Consider the following 23,120-nt stretch of genomic DNA (forward strand, 5'->3'; position numbering starts at 1 on the left):
AAACCCTATGTCTTTTACGGTTGTGATTCCGGCTCGTTATGCCTCCATCCGATTGCCTGGTAAACCGCTGCTGGATATTGCTGGCAAGCCCATGATTCAGCACGTTTGCGAACGTGCAGCACAAAGCCAGGCCAGCCGCGTTGTTGTGGCCACAGACGATTTGCGTATCCAGGCAGCCTGTGAGGCATTCGGTGCCGAAGTTGTCATGACGTCACCCAACCATGTCAGCGGTACCGATCGCCTGGAAGAGGTTGTGCGTAAGCTGGGGCTTGATGCGGATCACCGTGTTGTAAATGTGCAGGGCGATGAGCCTTTGATCCCCGCAGAGCTGATTGATCAAGTGGCGGACAACTTGGAACGCTATCCGGAAGCTGCAATTTCTACACTCTGTGAGCGCCTTCACGACCTTGAGCAGGTGTTCAATCCCAATGTGGTAAAGGTTGTGTTTGATGTAGCGGGGATGGCCCATTACTTCAGCCGCGCACCCATTCCCTGGGCACGAGATCACTGGAGTGATATTGGCAAAGATAACCTGACAGCATCCAACGCCGGGGCAGCGCTTAAGGATGGTACCGGGTACTTTCGCCATATTGGCATTTACGGATACCGCGCCAGTGTGCTGAGCCAGTTTGTATCCTGGCCCCCCGCGCCTACCGAACAGGCGGAGTCGCTGGAGCAGCTTCGAGCTTTGTATAACGGTGCTCGCATTCACGTTGAAGTGGCCTCCGGAACGCCACCGGCAGGCGTTGACACCGAAGCGGATTTACAGCGGGTCAGAGCCTGGATGGCCAAATCGATTGAAGCAGGAGAAAACGGGGCATGAGTAAACGCGCCAGTGTGCTTTTTGTGTGTCTTGGCAATATTTGCCGTTCGCCGACCGCAGAGGGCGTATTTCGCAAACTGGTGGAGCAGGCTGGTTTGCAGGAGCAAATTCATATCGATTCCTGTGGAACCGGTAACTGGCACATAGGCAAGGGGCCGGATCCACGGTCACGGGAAGCCGCCGGTAATCGGGGCGTTGATATCAGCACGCTTAAGGCCCGGCAGTTTACCGAAAAAGATCTAAATATCTTTGATTATGTGGTGGTTATGGATCGCCAAAATCTCGCCGATGTGAAAGATATCTGGCATCAGAATGGCGGCACAAAACCCACTCTGTTTCTAGAATACGGTCACTCGGGCGTCACTGAAGTACCTGATCCCTATCACGGTGGGGAGGACGGGTTTGAACAGGTACTCGATCTAATTGAGGAAGCTGGCCAAGGCCTGCTCCAGAATATTCAGGGGCGTATGGCGTGAGCCCGCAAGCAGCACTGCAGGCGAAACTAAAAGAGAGAGTCGAGCTTTCAGCGCTCAATACTCTAGGCGTATCCGCCACAGCGCGGTTTTATATAGATGTTACGAACTTAGATGATTTGCGTGGAGCATTGGCGTGGGCGCAAGTAAACGGCCACAAAACACTAGTGCTTGGCGGCGGCAGTAATCTGGTTTTTGCCGGTGACTTCGCAGGCCTTGTGATTCGTATACAGATGGCTGGTCGATATTGGGAGCAGGCAGATGAGACAGGCGCAACACTGGTTTTGGGTGCGGGTGAAAATTGGCATCATGCCGTGTTGTATGCTGCCTCAACAGGCTACCGGGGTATTGAGAACCTAGCACTGATACCCGGCACGGCTGGTGCTGCACCGGTGCAGAACATAGGTGCTTACGGCGTTGAACTGTGCGATACCTTGGTTTCGGTTACAGCTCTGGATCGTGAAACGAATGAACGTGTGTGCCTTGATAATGCAGCCTGTGGTTTTACCTACCGCGATAGCCTGTTTAAACGCTCGCCAGGCAGATACATCATTACCGCCATACGGTTACGATTGTCCCGGAAAAAGCCTTTGCAGCTTGGCTACAGGGATCTTGAAGAATACTTGGGAGAAACGTTGTCTCAGGAACTCGATCCTCTAAAGGTCGCCGAAGCTGTGATGGCCATCCGCCGCCGTAAATTACCGGATCCGGATATTATTCCCAACGTTGGCAGCTTTTTCAAAAACCCAGTGGTGGCCGCCGAACAGTTCCATGAGCTGCAATCTGCACACCCAAGTGTTGTCGGCTATCCGCAGAACGGCACCGTAAAGTTAGCCGCAGCTTGGTTGATTGATCAAAGTGGATGGAAGGGTTACCGAAATGCCCGCGTAGGCGTTCACAATCGCCAGGCGCTGGTGTTAATCAATCATTCAGGTGGAACAGGGCGGGATGTGCTTGAGCTGGCTTCGGATATTCGCCAGTCGGTACAGAAACGCTTTGGCGTAGAGCTAGAGATGGAGCCAGGTATTGTGGGTGGCTAAATGCTCACGATTAAACCTCTAACCTAGCCGCCCATCTGACGATCAAAACCTGCCTTTAAAGACCTGTTTTCGGCGAAGCGTCGATAAGAACCTGCAGTGCTTCATCAATAGCAATGTCCTGCTTGTCCGCATCTCGGCGTCCCTTGTACTCAAGGGTGCCAGCCGTAAGCCCACGGTCCGAGATAACGAAGCGGTGGGGAATCCCCATTAGCTCCATATCCGCAAACTTTACGCCCGGGCGTTCTTTACGGTCGTCCAGAAGCACATCATAGCCAGCTTGCTGCAACTGCTCATAGAGTTTCTCGCCAGCTTCGGCGACCGCCGGAGTTTTGTGGGCGTTCAACGTGACAATAGCCACTTGGAAGGGCGCAATGGCATCCGGCCAGATAATGCCTTTGTCATCGTGGTTCTGCTCGATGGACGCAGCCACGATGCGGGACACACCGATTCCGTAGCAGCCCATATCCATGATCACGGTTTTTCCGTTTTCATCGAGCACCGTGGCGTTCATGGCGGTGCTGTATTTATTGCCGAGTTTGAAAATGTGGCCAACTTCAATGCCTCTGCGTATTTCCAGAGTGCCTTTGCCATCTGGGCTGGCATCGCCTTCTACCACGTCGCGAATGTCTTCAACACGACCCTGCGGTAGATCCCGCTTCCAGTTTACGCCGGTCAGGTGGACACCTTCTTTGTTAGCGCCGCACACGAAATCCGAAAGGTGGGCCGCGCTGCGATCCACAATAACGGGAATATTCAAACTGACCGGGCCAATGGAGCCGGCTTTACACCCGATTGTCGCCTCGATCTCCTCGTCGGTGGCCATGGCCATGGTCAAGGGTTCTGCAACACCTGCCAGATTTTCTGCTTTGATCTCGTTTAGCGTGTGATCGCCACGCAGGATCAACGCGACTAGCCCCGCATTGCCTTCTTCATCCGCTTCGGCTTTAACTAGCAGCGTTTTAACCGTGCGGGTGGCATCAATGCTCAGGAACTGCGAGATAGCTTCAATGGTGCGCTGATCTGGCGTTGCAATTTCTTTCAGTTCTTCCGCTGGAGAGGCTCGCTCGCCAGATGGCGCGACCGCTTCGGCTTTTTCGATGTTGGCGGCGTACTCGCTTTGTGTGCTGAACACGATATCGTCCTCGCCTGAGGAAGCCAGCACATGGAACTCATGGGAAGCACTGCCACCAATCGCGCCTGAATCTGCTTGTACCGGGCGGTAGTCTAGGCCTAGGCGATCAAAAATGGCGCAGTAGGTGCGATGCATAACCTGATAAGTTTCATCCAGAGATTCGGCATTCACATGGAAGGAGTAGGCGTCCTTCATGATGAATTCCCGGGCGCGCATGATCCCAAATCGGGGGCGGCGTTCGTCGCGGAACTTGGTCTGGATTTGGTAAAAGTTGGCCGGCAGCTCCTTGTAGCTTTTCAGCTCATTGCGGACCAGGTCGGTAATCACTTCTTCATGGGTGGGGCCAAAGCAAAACTCACGACCGTGACGGTCGTTCATTCGCAGAAGTTCACCACCATATTGCTCCCAGCGACCGGATTCTTGCCAGAGTTCCGCCGGTTGAACGGCTGGCATCAGAACTTCCTGAGCACCGCTTTTGTCCATTTCTTCGCGAACAATCCGCTCAACCTTGCGCAGCGTTCTCAAACCCACGGGCAGCCAAGTATAAAGTCCGGCGGCCAGTTTCCGGATCATGCCTGCACGCAGCATTAATTGGTGGCTGATAACCTCCGCGTCCGAAGGCGTCTCTTTCTGGGTTGCAATCAGGTAACGGCTTGCTCGCATTGTGGTTTCCGTTCAGTGATGTTTCATAGAATAAAGTGGTGATTATTGTACGGAGCCTGCGGCACAAGGTACAGATGGCGAATGCGGTTATCCGGCAAGCGGGTGCGTGGCCATGATAAGGGGTATCACGACAAATACCCTAAGGGCAGGGCAGTATGGTCGATCACACGCCTTAAAACGAAGCTTGAGTGAACGCCGCTTACCCCTTGAATCCGGGTGATCCGGTTCAGCAGAAAGTGATGGTATTCGTCCATATCTGGAACCACTACTTTCAGCATGTAATCAGCATCGTGACCGGTCACCAGATAACATTCCAGAACTTCGGGGTATTCAGCTACTTTTTCCTCAAACGCAGCGAAACGCTCAGGTGTGTGCCTATCCATCCCAATTAGAATAATAGCAGTTAATGAAAGGCCCAGTTTTTTGTGATCAAGGATTGTCACTGTGCGCACAATAATGCCCGCATCCTCCAGCGCACGCACCCGTCTCAAGCACGGTGACGGGGACAGCCCCACCTGTTCCGCGAGCTGCTGGTTGGTCAGGGAGGCGTCTTTTTGTATCTGTGCCAGGATGCGCCGGTCGGTTTTGTCGATTTGTATGAGTACTTCGTTTTTTAGGAGCATAAAATTGCGTTCCATATTGAATATGGGAAATATATGACTAATAAATTACCCTTTAATCTGCAATTTCGCAACCACATGCTTCAGAGAACGCGTTAAGCTAGATTCTATTAAGACAACCATCCGAACCCCTACGGAGTACGACAGACATGGCTTTTGATCATCGCAAATACGCGGCCTTCCGGCCGGTAGCAAAAACCAACCGCCGCTGGCCAGATAAGGTCATCGAAAAAGCACCCACTTGGTGCGCGGTGGATCTTCGCGATGGCAACCAGGCGCTGGTAAAGCCCATGAATGTTGCCCAGAAACAACGCATGTTCGATTTGCTAGTAAAGCTGGGGTTCAAGGAAATCGAAATTGGTTTCCCAGCAGCCAGCCAGCCAGATTTCGATTTTTGCCGTAAGCTGATTGAAGAAAATCGGATTCCTGACGATGTGAAAATCCAGGTGCTGACCCAGGCCCGGCCTGAGTTAATTAAGCGTACTTACGAAGCATTAAAAGGTGCTCGGCGTGCCATTGTTCACGTCTATAACTCCACTTCAACGGTACAGCGTGAACAGGTGTTCGGGCTGGATCGAGCGGGAATCCGAGATATTGCGGTGAACGGCGCTCAGGTGGTCAAAGATTTAGCTGCACAGCATCCAGATACCGAATGGACGTTCCAGTACTCGCCAGAGAGCTTTACCGGTACTGAACTGGACTTTGCTGTTGAAGTCCTCGATGCGGTATCTGATGTGTGGCGCCCGGACGAGGGGCAGCCGGTTATTTTCAACTTGCCAGCCACCGTTGAAATGTCCACACCGAATGTTTTCGCGGATCAGATCGAATGGGTGTGCGACAACATTCGCCATCGGGAGCACATCAGCATCAGCGTGCACACGCATAACGATCGGGGTTGTGGCGTAGCCGCTGCTGAGCTGGCTGTTTTGGCCGGTGCAGATCGCGTAGAAGGTACGCTCATGGGCAACGGCGAGCGTACGGGCAACATGGATTTGGTGACCATGGCCATGAACCTGTATTCCCAGGGCATTGACCCTACATTGGATTTGTCTGGCATGGCGGAAATCACAGAGGTTGTGGAGGCCTGTACTGAAATCTCAACTCATCCGCGACATCCCTACGCCGGCGAACTGGTGTTTACCGCCTTTTCCGGTAGCCACCAAGACGCCATTCGCAAGTGTTTGGCGCGTAGAAAAGACGGCGATGCTTGGAATGTGGCGTATCTGCCCATCGACCCGTTTGATCTGGGGCGCAGGTATGAAGAAGTGGTGCGCATTAATAGCCAGTCGGGCAAGGGCGGTGTCGCTTATATCCTTGAGCGGGACTACAACATCAGCCTGCCTCGCTGGTTGCAGATTGAATTCAGCAAGGTGGTTCAGAAGGCTGCGGAAACCAACGGCGGCGAGATCGACGCAGCGTCTATTCACCGTTTGTTCGAACAGCGATATCTGAAGGTACATGAAGACTGGGCATTGCGAGCTTACGATTTACACAGAGACGAGCAGGGAGTGTTTGCTGAGGTGGCGTTCGGCAACGAATCAGCCCCGGTACGTCTTGAAGGTCGAGGCCTTGGTGCTGTTGAGGCCGTATCGGCCGCACTGGAAAAACGCTTCGGATTTGCCATAGCGGTGGAGGCCTATGATGAGTTTGCCCTGGGTGAGGGTACCCGGGCCAACGCTCTGGCCTGTATACGTCTGACCGCCGGAGGCAAACAATGCAGCGCCGCAGCTCTGGCGGAAGATACAGCCTCGGCAACTCTGCAGGCACTGTTTTCCGCAGTCGCCCAAGCAGTGGGAGAGTTAGACAATAAGGTTGGAAAGGTAACTTACGCTGCCTTAAAAGACCCAGTCAGCGACGGAATTGCTCGCTGATTTCTTCAAGTATTGCAGGGTCATCAATGGTGCTTGGCACCGCGTATTCCTCCCCATCGGCAATCTGCCGAATAACCCGCCGCAGGATTTTTCCAGAGCGAGTCTTGGGCAGGCGATCCACCACCAGTGCTCGGCGGAAACAGGCAATTGCGCCGATTTTGTCCCGAACCATCTCAACAAGCTCTTCCTCTAGCTCATCGTGATCAATGGTCGCGCCGTCTTTGATGAGCACGAGGCCCAGCGGAACCTGGCCTCTCATATCGTCGTGAGCGCCCACCACGCAGCACTCGGCAATGGCCGGATGAGCGGCAACCACTTCTTCCATTTCACCGGTAGAAAGGCGGTGGCCAGCTACGTTAATGACATCATCGGTGCGCCCCATAACAAAGACATAACCGTCTTCATCTATAAAGCCGCCGTCGCCCGAGCTGTAAAAGCCGGGAATAGGATTAAGGTAGCTGTCTAGGAAGCGTTGGTCATTCTCCCATACTGTCGTCAAACAGCCGGGGGGTAGCGGTAGCTTAATCGCGATCTGACCTTGTTCGCCTGCGGGCATCGGGCTGCCGCTGGGGCTCACAACCTGAACGTTATAGCCGGGTGAAGGCACGGTTGCGGAGCCGGGCTTAGTGGCCATGGTTTCTATGCCAACCGGGTTGCAGCAAATGGCCCAACCGGTTTCGGTCTGCCACCAGTGGTCCAGTATGGGGAGCTGGGTGTGCTCCCTGAGCCACTCATAAGTGGGAGGATCCAGGCGTTCACCCGCCAGAAAAATTTTCCGCAGGGAGCTGGTGTCGTAACGTGAAAGCTCGTCTGCCTCTGGGTCCTCCTTGCGCACCGCGCGAAAAGCGGTAGGCGCGGTAAACAGCAGGTTTACCTTGTGGTCCTGCACTACCCGCCAGAAGGCGCCGGCGTCTGGTGTTCTGACGGGTTTACCTTCATAGAGCACGGTTGTGCAGCCGGCGAACAGCGGGGCGTACACAATATAGCTGTGGCCCACCACCCAGCCCACATCAGATGCAGCCCAGAATACGTCGCCGGGGCTGGCGTCATACACTAATTTCATACTGTACTTGAGAGCGACGGCATGCCCGCCGTTATCTCTCACCACCCCTTTAGGCTTGCCAGTGGTGCCGGAGGTGTAAAGCACGTAAAGCGGGTCGGTAGCCTTAACGGGCACCGGGTCGGCAGGTTCGGCACTGGCCATTAGGTCGCTCCAGTCGTGATCACGACCAGCCTGCATCTGTGCTTTTGCCTGTGGACGCTGGTATACGACGCAGAAATCAGGCTTGTGGGAAGCCTGTTCAATGGCTTTATCAACCAAGGGCTTATATTCAATCACTTTGGTGACTTCGATACCGCAAGATGCGGTGATAACCGCTTTCGGTTGTGCACCTTCAATTCGAACGGCAAGTTCATGGGCTGCAAACCCACCAAATACTACAGAATGAACAGCACCAATACGGGCGCATGCCAGCATCGCAATGACAGCCTCGGGGATCATCGGCATGTAGATGATAATCCGGTCGCCCTTGCTGACGCCCTGCGCTTTCAGGGCACCGGCAAAACGGGCAACTTCGTCGGTCAGTTCGCTGTAGGTGTAGGTGCGCTTTGAACCCGTAACTGGAGAATCGTAAATAAGGGCTGTTTGCTCGCCCCGGCCAGCACGCACGTTGGCATCCAGGGCCACATAAGACGTATTGAGTGTACCGTCTGTAAACCACTCGCCGTGGCCGTTGTCGGTGGCTTGCCAGATGGTTTCTGGTGGCTTGATCCAGTCGATGTCGCCTGCCTTTTCACGCCAGAAGTCTTCCGGCTTATCAATCGATCTCCGGAACTCTGAGTGATAGTCCATACATTCTACCTCGTTGGGCCTGTTGTTATTCTATTGTGAGTGCTTCCAACTTTAGGCGCTTTAAGATAGTGATCCAGTAGACAATAGGCTTAGTTACTGGGGTTTTGAGGCCAGTTGTTATCTGAATTGATAAATTTTACTTCGGCCGTGACGGTACCCTTTGCTACGTGTGCAGAAATCCGGTCGCCAGAGGCGACGTCTGATGCGTTGCGGATGATATTGCCATGCTCATCACGAACAATGGCATACCCGCGCCCCAGAGTAGCCAGTGGGCTTACCACGTTGAGAGTCCCTGCTGTGTGTTCCAGCCTGTCTTGCAGCTGCGTCAGGATTCGTTGCATTGCCTTTTTCAGTTGTGAAGCAGAGCGGTCAAGGCCTTCGCGGCTATTTGCGAGCTGTTTGCCGGGGGATTGCATGGCAAGACGTTGCGCCAGGTGAGCGTTTCGCACCTGCGAACGATCCATGTTTTGTTTTATGGATTTCCCCAGGCGCAACTCCAGTTCGTCTAAGCGCTGAGCTTTTTCCAGCAGCTCGCGCCGGGGATCGCGAAGGCGCGCCCAGAGGTGTTCCAGCTTTGTGTTCAAGCGCTGGAACACCCGTTTGGCGGCGTTGGCAAGGCGGAGCTCACGATCGTTTATTTGTCGAAGCATCTCCCGCTGATCTGGTGACACTTTTTCAGCGGCTGCTGAGGGGGTGGGTGCCCGTAGATCCGCCACAAAATCGGCAATGGTCACGTCGGTCTCATGGCCAACGGCGCTCACTGTAGGAATAGCGCAGGTTGCGATTGCACGGGCTACGGCCTCCTCATTGAAGCACCACAGATCCTCTATTGAGCCACCGCCACGGCCGATAATCAGTACATCGGCCACGCCGTGCGCTTGCGCCAGCTCAATAGCTCTCACTATTTCTGCGGTAGCGGGCTGGCCCTGAACGGTTGTGGGGTAAAGCGTGACCGGTATCGCCGGGCAGCGCCGTGCAAGAACCGTGAGAATATCGTGTATGGCTGCGCCGGTTGGGGAAGTGACTACGCCGATGTGTGCGGGCAGCGTGGGAATCGGCTTTTTTCGGCCCACCTCAAATAGGCCTTCTGCCTGCAGCTTGCGTTTTAGCTCCTCAAAGGCCAGCTGTAACGCGCCCAAGCCGGCGGGTTCGATGTGCTCGACAATGATTTGGAAGTCGCCCCGGTTTTCGTACAGGGTCACCTTGCCACGAATGCGAACCTTATCGCCTTCTTTTGGTATGGTACGAATACGCTGGTTCATTCCCCGGAACATGGCGCAACGAATCTGGCACTTGGGATCCTTCAGAGAAAAATACCAGTGGCCAGATGAGGGCCGGGAAAAGCCCGACAGTTCGCCTTCAACCCACACCTGCATAAAGCTGGATTCCAGCAGGTGTCGGGCCTGATGGTTCAGCTCGCTGACTGTCAGCGCTCTGGGCCGGGTGTCCTGAAACACATCATTCACCAAAAAGCTCCTAACCGGCTTATACGCAATAGCCGAAAAATATGAGTGTAAAGTGGCGGAAATTCAATCGCATGCGGCTTGATACAGGAAATTGCGCAGTTTACTGACCTGCGACACCTCTTTATAATAGCTCGATTACGCATTTTACTTTGCGGCTGCACCCTCATCTTCCTCATCTTCAGGTTGATAGGTGCCGCACCGAAGGTTCAAATTTAGCACGTTCAAAAGGCCTATCCCAATGCTGCGAATTGCCGAAGAAGCTCTCACATTCGATGACGTTCTGCTGGTACCCGGTTATTCCGAGGTTTTGCCCCACGAGGCAGATCTGCGCACCAGGCTGACCCGAACCATTACGTTGAACATACCGCTGGTGTCGGCGGCCATGGACACGGTAACCGACGCAGAGTTGGCGATTGCCATGGCCCAAGAAGGCGGCATTGGCATTATGCACAAAAACATGAGCCCAGATCAGCAGGCCGCTGAGGTGCGCAGGGTTAAAAAATTCGAAAGCGGTGTGGTAAAAGATCCGATTACCGTCAAGCCGGAGAATACCGTACGCGAACTGGTTGAAATCACCATAGCCAATAATATTTCAGGCTTGCCGGTCGTCGACGGTAGCGAGCTGATTGGTATTGTGACCGGTCGGGATATCCGTTTTGAGAGCAGCATGGATACGCTAGTCCGTGAAATCATGACGCCTAAAGAAAAACTGGTTACCGTTAAGGAAGGCGCCGACCTGGAGTCAGTGAAGGAGTTGCTGCACCGTCACCGCATCGAAAAAGTACTGGTGGTGAATGACGACTTCCAGCTTCGGGGGCTGGTTACCGCTAAAGACATCCAAAAAGCCAAAGACTACCCGTTAGCATGCAAAGACAACCAGGGTCGCCTGCGCGTGGGCGCTGCGGTTGGCACCGGCGGCGATTCCGAAGCCCGTATCATTGCGCTAGCCGATGCTGGGGTGGATGTGATTGTAGTGGATACCGCCCACGGCCATTCTCGCGGTGTGATTGAGCGTGTTAAGTGGATCAAGAAGAATTACCCGGATTTGCAGGTGATAGGCGGGAATATTGCCACCAGTGAAGCGGCTATTGCGTTGGCCGATGCCGGCGTGGATGCGGTAAAAGTGGGTATCGGCCCCGGCTCTATCTGCACTACCCGCATTGTGGCTGGCGTGGGCGTGCCGCAAGTGTCGGCTGTGTCCAACGTTGCGGAAGCGCTGAAAGGCCGTGATATTCCATTGATTGCGGATGGCGGCGTGCGCTTCTCCGGTGATATTGCCAAGGCCATCGTTGCTGGCGCCCACTGTGTGATGATCGGCAGTCTGTTGGCGGGCACAGATGAAGCGCCCGGCGAAATCGAACTTTATCAGGGTCGTAGCTATAAAGCTTACCGTGGTATGGGTTCACTGGGCGCCATGGGGCAGGGGTCAAGCGACCGCTACTTCCAGGACGCCAGCAAGGGTATTGAGAAACTGGTGCCAGAAGGCATTGAAGGTCGCGTTGCTTGCAAAGGGCCAATGCGTAATATTATCCACCAGCTGATAGGTGGCCTGCGTGCGTCCATGGGCTACACAGGTAGCGCAACCATGACAGACATGCGCACTAAGCCCCAGTTTGTGCGCATTACCGGTGCTGGCATGCGTGAAAGCCATGTGCACGATGTAACCATCACTAAAGAAGCCCCGAACTATCGCGTAAGTTGAGAACAGACAGCTTAATTTTTTCCCGAGGATTCCATGGCTCACAATATTCACGATCACCGTATTCTGATTTTAGATTTTGGTTCTCAATACACTCAGCTGATTGCACGTCGTGTGCGTGACATTGGCGTGTACTGTGAAGTTCGTGCGTTCGACATCACGGATGAAGAGCTGCAGGCGTTCAACCCCAAAGGCATTCTGCTGGCGGGTGGCCCAGAATCCGTCACAGAGCTGGGTGGTCCGCGCGCGCCAGAAGGGTTGTTCGAGCTTGGTATTCCGGTGCTGGGGATCTGTTACGGCATGCAAGCCATGGCCGAGCAACTGGGTGGTCGGGTAGCCAGCTCTGAGAAGCGGGAATTCGGTTATGCTCAGGTGAAGGTGCGCGCCAAAGGCCCGCTGCTCCAAGACATCACCGATCACCTTACTGCGACGGGCGAATCTCTTCTCGACGTCTGGATGAGCCACGGTGATAAAGTTGTTGCCATGCCGGAGGGCTTCGAGCTGCTGGCATCCACCGAAAGTGCGCCCATCGCGGCAATGCAGGATTTGTCTCGCAACCTTTATGGCCTGCAGTTTCACCCAGAAGTGACCCATACGCTGCAAGGTAAGCGCATTCTAGAACACTTTGTTCTGTCGATCTGTGGTTGCGAAGCACTGTGGACACCGGCCAAAATTGTCGATGACGCGGTACGGAAAATTCGTGAGAAGGTAGGGAGCGATAAGGTTCTACTGGGCTTGTCTGGTGGCGTCGATTCATCCGTCACGGCAGCGCTTTTGCACAAGGCCATTGGTGACCAGCTTACCTGCGTGTTCGTAGATAATGGCTTGTTGCGTCTGAACGAAGGCGACCAGGTGATGGACATGTTCGGCAGCAGCATGGGCGTAAAAGTGATTCGTGCCGATGCCGAAGAACGCTTCCTTACTAACCTTAAAGGCGTTAGCGACCCGGAGCAAAAGCGCAAGGTTATTGGCAACACGTTTATTGATGTGTTCGACGAAGAAGCCACCCGTATTCAGAATGTGAACTGGCTGGCCCAGGGTACTATTTATCCGGATGTGATCGAATCGGCGGCTTCCAAGACTGGTAAGTCTCACGTGATCAAATCCCACCACAACGTGGGTGGCCTGCCAGAAACCATGAAACTGAAGTTGGTAGAGCCTCTGCGTGAACTGTTTAAAGACGAGGTTCGCCGTATTGGCTTAGAACTTGGCCTGCCTTACGACATGGTTTACCGCCACCCGTTCCCGGGGCCGGGCTTGGGCGTGCGTATTCTGGGTGAAGTAAAGAAAGAGTACGCAGACATTCTGCGTCGCGCCGATGCTATCTTCTTGGAAGAGTTACACCGCGCTGACTTTTACCACAAAACCAGCCAAGCGTTTGCAGTATTCCTGCCCGTGAAATCTGTAGGTGTTGTCGGTGATGCCCGCCGTTACGAGTGGGTTGTCGCCCTTCGTGCCGTTGAAACCATCGATTTCATGACAGCTCGCTGGGCGCACCTTCCATACGATCTGCTTGAAACGGTTTCTAACCGCATCATCAATGAGATTAGCGGTATCTCCCGCGTAACCTATGACGTGTCCTCTAAGCCGCCTGCGACCATCGAGTGGGAGTAGCCGAATACGGGATCTAAGCTATTATAATTATCGAAGGCAGCTTTCCAAAAGCTCAACGTTGCAGCAACATAATCGTTTTCGGGATGGCTAAAGGACACTTAGATGGGTGATGGGGAAACCGATCGTAATATCTCCTCCGAAAAGAAAGCCAAGAAATCTGCGGACGATCAAGAGGCTCGTGCCAAGGCTCAGGATCGTGAATCCCGGGAACAGACACCCACGTCTAGCGAGAAATCACTGACTCCGAAAGAGCGTGATACCGTATCCGAGCATGGCAATCTATCGCCGTTGACTCTCTATTCTATTGTCCTGCGCGAGGGCGAAGACGAGCTACAACGCCCGAAAATTTCACTCTGGTGGTCAGGTGTGGCAGCGGGAGTCGGGATTTCGACCTCGGTTCTCGTTGAAGGGATTATCCGCTCCAATCTAGGCGCAGATCACCCCTACTTAACGTTGATTGAAAGCCTGGGCTACACGTTCGGGTTTGTTCTGGTGATCCTGTGTCGGCTTCAACTGTTCACTGAAAATACCATCACGGTGGTGCTGCCGGTTCTTGCCGAGCCTACGCGTAACCGGTTTTATTGCACCGCGCGCCTTTGGGGAATTGTGCTTACGGCCAATTTGTGTGGCACGTTTTTAACCGCCACCATCGGCGTTCACGGAGGCATTTTTACCGCAGACACCCTCTCGGCGATTCTGGAGATCTCGCACCACTTGGCAACGTTGACTCCCACTGAGACATTTTTACGGGGGATTCCAGCAGGATTTTTCATAGCGGCAATGGTGTGGATGCTGCCTTCGGCGAAGGGATCCCAAGTGTTGGTTATCATCATGTTTACATGGCTGATCGCGGCGGGTGGCTTTACCCACGTGATTGCCGGGTCAAATGAAATTTTTACTCTGGTGCTCAATGGCGACATGAATATCTTCACCGCCTTGATCTACCATATTTCTCCGGTACTCCTTGGCAATATTCTCGGCGGGACAGGTTTATTCGCGATGCTGGCCTATGGTCAAGTTCATGAAGAAATGTGATGCGGCATACGTGGAGGGCGCTAATTGAGTATGAATATACGATAGTTTAGGCGGGTCGCCACTAGGAGAATCTCATAGGCAAGATAGATTTTGGGTTTACCGCACGCACGCAGAACCTTCCGTTCGATGACCGGGATACGGAGTTGTTACGTGCGGAACTATTTAGTATCGAACAACTGAAGCGCCACGCGGTTACGCTGGTTGCCCAGCACGGAATCGATGCGCATCCGGGGCCGGACAGGCTGCTGCCACGACTAGCAGACAATGCGCGTGTGCTGCTGGCGGCTTACGACGTAGTAACCGCTGCCGTCATGCCTGGCCAAAGGATCGTTCCGTCGGAAGCTTGGTTGCTCGATAATTTTTATCTCATCGAACAGCAGATCAATCTGGCGCGACGACATCTCCCCCGTGGCTACAGTCGACAGCTACCGCGGCTGGCGGGGGGGGCTGTCTGCCGGTTTTCCGCGCATCTACGATCTGGGCCTAGAACTGATTTCGCACATGGACGGTCGCGTCGATATCGACAACACCACCCAATTCGTCGCTGCCTACCAGACCGCTGAACCGCTCCAACTTGGCGAGCTGTGGGCGTTTCCGATTATGCTGCGGCTCGCGTTACTGGAAAACCTTCGTCGAGTGGCGGTGCGAATAGCAAGCCGGCGAGAAGATCTCGATGCGGCCATCACTTGGGCGGATCGCATGCTTACAACGGCCGAAAAGGAGCCCGGCCGCCTTGTTCATTTGTTAGCCGAGTTTGCCCAAGCTGACGTACCGTTGACGGCCCCCTTTGTAGAGGAATTCTACGCCAGACTGCAACTGCAGGGGCCAGCGCTTGCTTTTGTGCAGGCGTGGGTTGAACAAAAGCTGCATGAGCAGGGCGTGACCGCAAGCCAATTGTCTCAGGCCGCCAGCCGAACAGCTGCTGCTAATCAGGTGTCCATTGCCAACAGCATTGGCAGTCTGCGTTTCATCGGCGCAACGGATTGGAAGCATTTCGTTGAGACGCTCAGTGTCGTCGAAAAAATATTGAAAAAAGATCCGGCAGGGACACACGCAGGTCAGGATTTTGCTACCCGGGATCGTTATCGGCATGTTGTTGAGGATATCGCTAGAGATAGCCCCCATCGCGAGTGGGAGGTAACACGCGAAGCCATTGATCTCGCTCAGGGAGCGGCAAAGCGACTTGGCCCCCATGATCGAAGTGCACATGTGGGCTGCTACCTCATTGATCAAGGTCGCCCAAGCTTAGAGCAGGCCGTTGGCTGTTGTTTGTCGTGGAAGACGCGAGCCAGCCGGATGGGCGGGCCTCATCGCCTGTTTTTGTATCTTACCCCGATTCTGTTACTTACCTCTCTAACTGCAACACTGGTGCAGTTTCCGTTTGGTGGATTTGTACCGGGAGACTGGCGCTATTGGTTATTCGCTATAACCGGTTTTATTGGCGCCTCAGGGCTGGCGGTTTCTTTGGTAAACCGCGTTGTAACCACGTTCCTGCCGCCGGGCGGGTTACCGCGCCTGGATTTTTCGAAGGGTATACCAGATAGCGAACGCACTATGGTGGTCGTTCCTACATTGCTCTGCCGGACGCAGGACGTGGATGATCTGCTTGAAGCACTGGAAATTCGCTATCTCGGCAACCGTGATCGCAATCTGTTTTTTGCCCTTTTGACGGATTGCCATGATGCATCGCAATGTTCTCTGCCCGAGGATGAGCCGCTGCTTGAATACGCGCGTGTAGCGATTGATGTGCTCAACGCGACCTACAGCGACGATCGCCCTTGCATCTTCTATTTGTTTCATCGGCCTCGGGTTTGGAACCCAGTCGAGCGGGTATGGATGGGGTATGAGCGTAAGCGCGGCAAACTGGAGCAGTTTAATGCTCTGCTGAGGGGCGAGGGGCAAACGGCATTTTCGGAAAGAATCGGTGATCCATCTATCCTCGAGTCGATCAAGTATGTCATTACGCTGGATACTGACACCCAACTGCCACGGGATTCAGCACGCGCACTGGTCGGTAATATGGCTCATCCGCTCAATCGGCCGGTCTACGATGCAAGCAAGGGGCGCGTCGTCGCGGGTTACGCGATCTTGCAGCCGCGTGCTTCGATTAGTCTCACCAGTGCAGGTCAATCAAGGTTCACAAAATTGTTCGCGGGCGAAGCGGGCATAGATCCGTATACCCGTGAAATATCGGATGTTTATCAGGACATCTTCGGAGAGGGATCGTTCATCGGCAAGGGTATCTACGATGTAGATGCGTTTCGCCAGGCCGTTGATGGTCGGTTTCCGAACAACCTCATTCTAAGTCATGACCTGCTGGAGGGTGGCTATGCGCGTTCGGCACTGGTGACAGATGTTGACCTCATTGAAGAGCATCCGGCCAGTTACACCCAGGAAACCAGCCGGAGGCACCGGTGGATACGCGGCGACTGGCAGCTTGCCGGTTGGTTGCGGTCGAGCGTACCCGGGCCGGGAAAAACACGGCAGCCAAACCCGCTTTCCGCCTTGTCTAGATGGAAAATCGCCGACAATCTACGCCGCAGCCTCGTGTCCCCGGCGCTGCTTTTTTTGCTGGTGGCTGGCTGGCTTCTAGGGCCGGGGCCTGCGTGGTTTTGGCTATTGCTGGTCGCCAGCATTGTGTTTGTGCCAGCGCTATTCGGAATTCTGATTGAATTCATCCGTAAGCCTGAAGAACGAAACTGGCGGCTGCATCTGATTCTGGCCAGTCAATCTGTGCTTCGCCCGCTCTTTGTGACCATGCTCGCGTGGGTTTTTCTGCCCTACGAAGCGTTGGTTTCTCTTGATGCGATTCTGCGCTCAGGTATACGCATGCTGTTTACTCAGCGCGGCTTGCTGCTTTGGCAGCTTAGATCTTACGGCGTTCGCAACGCTCGAAAAACACCGGTCGATTTTTTCAGGGAGATGTGGGGCGCGCCGACTGTGTCGGTGCTCTTGGCGATTGCATTGTGGCAGACCCGTTCGGCTGAGTGGATATACTGGACGCCCACCCTTTTGGTGTGGCTGTTGTCGCCCATCATCGGTTGGTGGATCAGTACACCCTTACAGACACCGGATTCGAAGTTGACGGCCGACCAGCGGGCCTTCCTGCGCATGTCGGCTCGCCGCACATGGCGCTTTTTCACGGACTTTGTATCTCCGTTGGATAACTGGCTGCCTCCCGATAACTTTCAAGAATACCCGGTGCCAGTCATCGCATCCCGTACTTCGCCCACCAACATAGGTATGGCGCTGCTTGCTGATCTGGCAGCGTACGATTTTGGATACATTCACGCCGGTGAAGCCCTGAGCCGGATCGAGAACACGCTGCTGACGATGGAAAAGCTGGAGCGCTTCCGTGGCCACTTCTATAACTGGTATGACACCCGCACCCTACAACCGCTGCGCCCAAATTATGTTTCTTCAGTGGACAGCGGCAACCTCGCCGGTAGCCTGCTGACATTACAGGCGGGGCTGGCCGAGCTAAAAGATGCGCCAATACTGTCGGAAAATGCGTTTCAAGGGTTGCAGGACACCCTGCATGTGTTTACAAAATATGTATCTGCGACACTCGCCCAAGAGCTTTCGGACAAAATTAGCCTTCTTGACGACACCCTCCGCGTGCTGATTATTTATGGGCCACCACAAACGTTGATCGCCACTGACAGCGCCCTAAGTGAGCTTCATCGTATTGGGGGCCTGGTTGCTTGGTTGCCCATAGATACCAATACCCGTTCCGAACTCTATTACTGGGCACGAGCTTTCGATCAACAATCCCTAGCGTTGCGAGACGATCTTCGCGAGTTAGCGCCGGAACCCGGGTATTTCGATACCATGCCGACACTGTTAACTCTGGCCGGGGCTGGCGGCCCAGGCTACAAGAGCGCGATTGAGCGGCTCAGGCGTATCGATAGTCTTGTAGGTCGATGCCGGGAACTGGCTGTGATGGATTTCGAATTCCTATACGATACCGCGCGCAGCTTGTTGACGATTGGCTACGATGTGGGTGAGCGGCGTCGGGATCCTTCGTGCTACGACCTGCTGGCATCCGAGGCGCGTCAGGCCAGTTTCCTTCTTATCGCGCAAGGACAGGTGCCACAGAAGCACTGGTTCGCACTTGGTCGATTGTTGACCAGTCATGGCGGCGACGTGAGCCTGATTTCTTGGAGCGGCTCGATGTTTGAGTACCTCATGCCGCAGTTGATCATGCCGAGCTATGAGAACACCTTGTTGGATCAGACCTGTAAGTCTGTGGTCTCGCGCCAGATCGAATATGGCCGACAGCGTGCGGTGCCTTGGGGTATATCCGAGTCCTGTTATAACGCCTCGGACATGCACCAAGTGTATCAGTACCGAGCGTTCGGCGTGCCCGGGTTAGGCCTCAAACGCGGGCTGGGGGACGATCTGGTTATTGCGCCTTACGCCAGCGCCTTGGCACTGATGGTGATGCCGCTGGAAGCCTGTCGAAACCTGCAGGTATTGGCGGAAAACGGTTTTCTGGGCAACTACGGGTTCTACGAAGCGATTGATTACACCCCTTCACGGGTGCCGCAGGGCAAGCAGCATGCCGTCGTGCGCACTTTCATGGCACACCATCAGGGTATGAGCTTGCTCGCTTTCGAACATCTATTGCTCGATCAGCCTATGCAGCGCCGTTTCATGTCCGACCCCTTAGTTCGGGCGACACAGTTGTTGCTACATGAGCGGGTGCCGAAGCAAGGCGCCACCTTGTATCCACATTCGTCGGAAGTCAGTGCGGCTGCTCGTCCTCCCTCAGCCGAAGCCGACGCGATAATGCGTGTTTTTACCGACCTAAACACACCGCTGCCTGAAGTACATTTGCTATCCAATGGCAGGTATCATGTCATGGCGACCCATACTGGTGGTGGGTACAGCCGCTGGCAGGATCTGGCGGTCACCCGTTGGCGTGAGGATGCCACGGCCGACAACTGGGGCGCTTTCATCTATTTGCGCGATCGCGACACAGGACGTTATTGGTCAACGGCGTATCAGCCAACACTGCGCAAGCCAGAGCATTATGAGGCGATATTTGTTAAGGCGCGCGCTGAATACCGCCGCCGAGATGAAGCTATTGATTCGCATACCGAAATCAGCGTATCGCCGGAAGATGATGTTGAGATCCGCCGGGTGACACTCACTAATCAGTCTTCCAAGATTCGCCACATCGAGGTAACAAGTTACGCAGAGGTGGTGCTGGCACCTTTGAATGCTGACTTGGCCCATCGAGCTTTCAGCAATTTGTTCGTTCAGACTGAAATTCTGCCTAAACAGCAAGCAATTCTCTGTACACGGAGGCCACGAACACCGGGTGAGCAGGTACCCTGGATGTTTCATTTGCTGGCGGCACCTGACGCGAATATTGATCAACCGTCGTACGAGACCGACCGCAGCCGGTTCATTGGGCGGGGTCGTACGGCTGCCAATCCAACAGTACTGGATCACATTGATAAATTGCCTCGCAGCTCAAAAGGCCTGATTAATGAGGGTGCGCACCGCTTGTCGAACTCGGCGGGGCCTGTGCTCGATCCGATAGTGGCAATCCGCAGTACACTCACTCTAGAGCCTGACGAGTCGGCCTCTGTGCAGCTCATCTCCGGTGTCGCGGACACGCGAGAAGCGGCCCTGGCGCTGCTTGAGAAATACTGCGACAGGCATTTCATTGACCGCGCCTTTGAAATGGCCTGGTGCCAAAGTCAGGAGGTGCTGCGCCTTATCAACACGACGGAAGCCGATGCGCAGGTTTATGCTCGTTTGGCCAGTTCCGTAATATACGCTCATGCCCTGCGCCGCGCCGCGCCTAGCATGATTGCTCGCAATCAGTCGGGGCAGTCCGGGCTGTGGCGTTTCGCCATTTCCGGCGACTTGCCGATCGTTCTTCTGCGAATTGGCAACCTGAACCGCATTGATTTGGTGAAACAGATGCTGCAAGCCCATGCCTATTGGCGGATGAAGGGCTTGAGTGTGGATTTGGTGATTCTGAACGAAGATTTTTCGGGCTATCGGGCGGATCTGCAGGATCGGATCATTGGTTTGATCAATACCGGGCCGGAAGCGGAAATCATCGACAAACCGGGCGGTGTGTTTGTGCGGCGCGCCGATGAGCTTTCCGAAGAGGATAGAGTGCTGTTCATGACGGTTGCTCGCGTCGTAATAACCGATACCGCCGAAACTTTGGCTGAACAAGTTGGGCGCCGTGCGTTGGTGGAGCGTGTTCCGGATCGTCCGCTACCTTTTGCGCAAACCGTTGTTGAGCCAGAAACCGAACGCGCTCAAGCCCTGCCGGCTCACGAGCGCATTTTTTGTAATGGTTTGGGTGGGTTCACGCCGGACGGGCGCGAATACGTTATTACCCTTGAGCCGGGGCAGACCACACCGGCGCCATGGGTTAACGTTATTGCCAGCCCTTACATAGGTACGGTCGTCAGTGAGAGTGGGGGTGTCTATACGTGGGTTGAGAACGCCCACGAATTCCGCCTTACCACCTGGCACAATGATCCGTTGAGCGACAGCAGCGGCGAGGCGCTGTATATCCGTGATGAGGACACGGGTGCTTTCTGGTCGCCGACGCCAATGCCCGCTCCAACTCACAGCCAGAGTGCTTCAGGCTACGTGTGCCGGCATGGGTTTGGTTATAGCGTATTTGAGCACGACGAAGCCGGTATCTACTCGGAGTTGGCGACTTACGTCGCCATGGATGCACCGGTGAAGCTTGTGGTCGTCAAACTACGCAACCATTCCAGTCGACCAAGGCGCATATCGCTTACTGGCTATTGGGAACTGGTGCTTGGTGAATGGCGTCACGCCAATTTGATGCACATAGTAACCGAGAAGGATCCACACAGCGGTGCGCTTTTTGCACGCAACGCCTATGGCCGTGAATGTGCCAATCGAGTCGTCTTCGCCCACGTAAACCATGATGGTATAGGCGAGCGCGTGCAGACATTAACGGGTAACCGCAGTGAGTTTATCGGCCGCAACGGTTCGCTGACGAGTCCCGCGGCGCTGCACCGTACGCATTTGTCAGGCAGGGTTGGTGCGGGGCTGGATCCCTGCGCCGCGTTGCAGACACAGATCGAATTGGCTGAAGACCAAGAGCGCGAAATTGTGTTTGTATTCGGTGCAGCTAGCAACACCGATGAGGCGCAGCACTTCATTCAGCGCTTTAGCGGACCAGCGGGCGCCCGGGAGGCCCTGGAGTCGGTCTCGGAATACTGGAGCCATACTTTGGGTGCAGTGCAGGTGGAGACTCCGAACCCAGCGATGGATGTGTTCGTAAACGGCTGGTTACTTTACCAGACCCTGTCATGCAGGCTTTGGGGCCGCAGTGGCTATTATCAATCTGGTGGCGCCTTCGGTTTCCGTGATCAGCTGCAAGACACCCTGGCACTGATTCATGCCACGCCTTTGCTTGCTCGTGAGCAGCTGCTTAGATGCGCAGGGCGCCAGTTTACTCAGGGCGACGTACAGCACTGGTGGCATCCTCCCAGAGGACAAGGCGTGCGCACCCATTTTTCTGATGATTATTTGTGGCTGCCCTATGCCACGTGTCGTTATGTATTGGCCACCGGCGACACTGACGTTCTCGAGGAGCAGGTGCACTTCCTGGAAGGGCGTGAGTTGTATCCGGATGAAGAGGCTTATTACGACCAGCCCCAGCGTTCTGCGGAGTCGGCAAGCTTATATGAGCATTGCGTGCGAGCTATCAAGCACGGGCTGCGTTTTGGTGTGCATCAGTTACCACTAATGGGTTGTGGCGACTGGAACGACGGCATGAACCTTGTTGGTCGGCACGGTAAGGGTGAAAGTGTTTGGCTGGCCTGGTTTCTGTATGAGAATTTGCAGCAGTTTGCCCGTTTGGCACATGAACGGGGCGACACAGGCTTCGCCGAATTGTGCAGCGGGCAGGCCGAACGGCTCGTAGGAAATATTGAAGCCCATGCCTGGGACGGCGACTGGTATAAGCGCGCGTGGTTTGATGATGGCACGCCTTTGGGGTCATCCGAAAACGACGAATGTCAGATTGATTCGATTAGCCAGAGCTGGGCAGTTCTGTCGGGCGGAGGCGATCCCAAGCGTGCCCGTCAAGCGATGGCATCAGTAGACCAGCGACTGGTGCGCCGAGATGCTCAGTTGATCCAGTTGCTCGATCCACCCTTCGATAAATCCGTCCTTGAGCCGGGTTATATCAAGGGCTACGTTCCGGGCGTTCGCGAAAACGGCGGCCAGTATACCCATGCTGCAATCTGGGCCACGATGGCATTTTCCGAGCTGGGCGACCGAGAGCGCGCTTGGGAACTTTTCGATATGCTCAACCCTGTCAATCACAGCAGTGAGCCGGATGCGATGGAGCTCTACAAGGTCGAACCCTACGTTATGTGTGCTGACGTTTATGGCGCACCGCCGCATACAGGCCGAGGCGGCTGGACCTGGTACACGGGAGCTGCGGGTTGGATGTATCGGCTGGCCGTGGAAAGCCTTCTAGGCCTGAAACTGGAAAAGGATCATCTGATTATTACGCCGTGTGTGCCGGAACATTGGGATGAATACACCATCCATTACCGCTATCGCGAAACGCTTTACCACATCACCGTTAAATGCAACGGCGAACAATCGGAGCAGGCAGGTCAGGTGATGCTCGATGGTGCTCGGGTCACGACGATAAGTGAAGATCGGGCAGGGGGTTTGCAACATATAGTGCCCTTGATGGACGACCAGCGGGAGCACCATGTTGTCGTGCACGTGCGCTAATGCCAGATTGCTTGGTAATAACTGTAAATAATGGTATTTTCGTGGCGCTTATATAGCCTCGCGCAT

Annotated in this window: 12 protein-coding genes; 8 read left to right on the forward strand and 4 right to left on the reverse strand. The window is 54.6% G+C overall.

All coding sequences use genetic code 11. The annotated features are described in order from the left end of the window. The first annotated feature begins 7 nt into the window (after window positions 1-7). Genes kdsB through murB form a run of 3 tightly spaced genes read left to right on the forward strand, consistent with a single transcriptional unit; the run spans window position 8 to window position 2,336 of the window. On the forward strand, window positions 8-823 hold the full coding sequence (gene kdsB, locus CPH80_RS03095; RefSeq protein WP_096275569.1) for a 3-deoxy-manno-octulosonate cytidylyltransferase: 816 nt from the start codon (window positions 8-10) through the stop codon (window positions 821-823). Beyond that, window positions 820-1,299 (forward strand): low molecular weight protein-tyrosine-phosphatase, encoded by a 480-nt coding sequence (locus CPH80_RS03100; protein ID WP_096275570.1) that lies wholly within the window; start codon window positions 820-822, stop codon window positions 1,297-1,299. The genes kdsB and CPH80_RS03100 overlap by 4 nt, the downstream gene beginning before the upstream one ends. Then, window positions 1,296-2,336, forward strand: coding sequence for a UDP-N-acetylmuramate dehydrogenase (gene murB, locus CPH80_RS03105; RefSeq protein ID WP_096275571.1), 1,041 nt, complete (start codon window positions 1,296-1,298; stop codon window positions 2,334-2,336). Before CPH80_RS03100 ends, murB begins: the two co-directional genes overlap by 4 nt. A gap of 55 nt (window positions 2,337-2,391) precedes the next feature. Here the strand turns inward: murB and CPH80_RS03110 are convergent, their stop codons facing one another. Both CPH80_RS03110 and CPH80_RS03115 read right to left on the reverse strand, forming a co-directional pair. Continuing rightward, entirely contained in the window at window positions 2,392-4,131 is a 1,740-nt protein-coding gene (locus CPH80_RS03110; protein ID WP_096275572.1) for a proline--tRNA ligase, read from the reverse strand. A gap of 125 nt (window positions 4,132-4,256) precedes the next feature. Continuing rightward, on the reverse strand, window positions 4,257-4,754 hold the full coding sequence (locus CPH80_RS03115; protein WP_096275573.1) for an Lrp/AsnC family transcriptional regulator: 498 nt from the start codon (window positions 4,752-4,754) through the stop codon (window positions 4,257-4,259). Window positions 4,755-4,900: 146 nt separating this feature from the next. Here CPH80_RS03115 and leuA point away from each other — a divergent pair, with 146 nt between their 5' ends. Further along, entirely contained in the window at window positions 4,901-6,622 is a 1,722-nt protein-coding gene (leuA, locus tag CPH80_RS03120) for a 2-isopropylmalate synthase (protein WP_096275574.1), read from the forward strand. Here the strand turns inward: leuA and CPH80_RS03125 are convergent. Beyond that, a complete protein-coding gene (locus tag CPH80_RS03125) occupies window positions 6,600-8,474 on the reverse strand; it encodes a propionyl-CoA synthetase (RefSeq protein ID WP_096275575.1) in 1,875 nt (624 codons plus the stop codon). The two genes, leuA and CPH80_RS03125, sit on opposite strands and share 23 nt — an antisense overlap. 89 nt (window positions 8,475-8,563) lie before the next feature. Then, the gene (gene xseA / locus CPH80_RS03130) at window positions 8,564-9,940 is read right to left on the reverse strand and encodes an exodeoxyribonuclease VII large subunit (protein ID WP_096275576.1); all 1,377 of its coding nucleotides are present in this window, start codon (window positions 9,938-9,940) and stop codon (window positions 8,564-8,566) included. A 238-nt stretch (window positions 9,941-10,178) separates the two neighbouring features. Here xseA and guaB point away from each other — a divergent pair, with 238 nt between their 5' ends. From guaB to CPH80_RS03150, 4 genes are all read left to right on the forward strand, one after another. Further along, on the forward strand, window positions 10,179-11,642 hold the full coding sequence (guaB, locus tag CPH80_RS03135; RefSeq protein WP_096275577.1) for an IMP dehydrogenase: 1,464 nt from the start codon (window positions 10,179-10,181) through the stop codon (window positions 11,640-11,642). 33 nt (window positions 11,643-11,675) lie between these two features. Then, window positions 11,676-13,253: a glutamine-hydrolyzing GMP synthase gene (gene guaA, locus CPH80_RS03140; protein WP_096275578.1), complete on the forward strand. Its 1,578-nt coding sequence runs from the start codon at window positions 11,676-11,678 to the stop codon at window positions 13,251-13,253. Between the two features lie 102 nt (window positions 13,254-13,355). Beyond that, window positions 13,356-14,288 carry a formate/nitrite transporter family protein gene (locus CPH80_RS03145; protein ID WP_096275579.1) on the forward strand — a complete coding sequence of 311 codons (933 nt, stop codon included), beginning with the start codon at window positions 13,356-13,358 and terminating at the stop codon, window positions 14,286-14,288. A 408-nt stretch (window positions 14,289-14,696) separates the two neighbouring features. Beyond that, a complete protein-coding gene (locus tag CPH80_RS03150; RefSeq protein ID WP_197703604.1) occupies window positions 14,697-23,054 on the forward strand; it encodes a GH36-type glycosyl hydrolase domain-containing protein in 8,358 nt (2,785 codons plus the stop codon). Window positions 23,055-23,120: the final 66 nt, after the last annotated feature.

It is taken from the genome of Marinobacter sp. LV10R510-11A, assembly GCF_900215155.1.
Classification (GTDB): Bacteria; Pseudomonadota; Gammaproteobacteria; order Pseudomonadales; family Oleiphilaceae; genus Marinobacter.

Excerpts from the sequence above, each read along its gene's own strand:
- CPH80_RS03125 (WP_096275575.1), bottom strand. The coding sequence starts at position 8,474 with ATGGACTATCACTCAGAGTTCCGGAGATCGATTGATAAGCCGGAAGAC.
- kdsB (WP_096275569.1), top strand. The coding sequence starts at position 8 with ATGTCTTTTACGGTTGTGATTCCGGCTCGTTATGCCTCCATCCGATTG.
- CPH80_RS03115 (WP_096275573.1), bottom strand. The coding sequence starts at position 4,754 with ATGCTCCTAAAAAACGAAGTACTCATACAAATCGACAAAACCGACCGG.
- CPH80_RS03110 (WP_096275572.1), bottom strand. The coding sequence starts at position 4,131 with ATGCGAGCAAGCCGTTACCTGATTGCAACCCAGAAAGAGACGCCTTCG.
- guaB (WP_096275577.1), top strand. The coding sequence starts at position 10,179 with ATGCTGCGAATTGCCGAAGAAGCTCTCACATTCGATGACGTTCTGCTG.
- guaA (WP_096275578.1), top strand. The coding sequence starts at position 11,676 with ATGGCTCACAATATTCACGATCACCGTATTCTGATTTTAGATTTTGGT.
- CPH80_RS03100 (WP_096275570.1), top strand. The coding sequence starts at position 820 with ATGAGTAAACGCGCCAGTGTGCTTTTTGTGTGTCTTGGCAATATTTGC.
- leuA (WP_096275574.1), top strand. The coding sequence starts at position 4,901 with ATGGCTTTTGATCATCGCAAATACGCGGCCTTCCGGCCGGTAGCAAAA.
- CPH80_RS03145 (WP_096275579.1), top strand. The coding sequence starts at position 13,356 with ATGGGTGATGGGGAAACCGATCGTAATATCTCCTCCGAAAAGAAAGCC.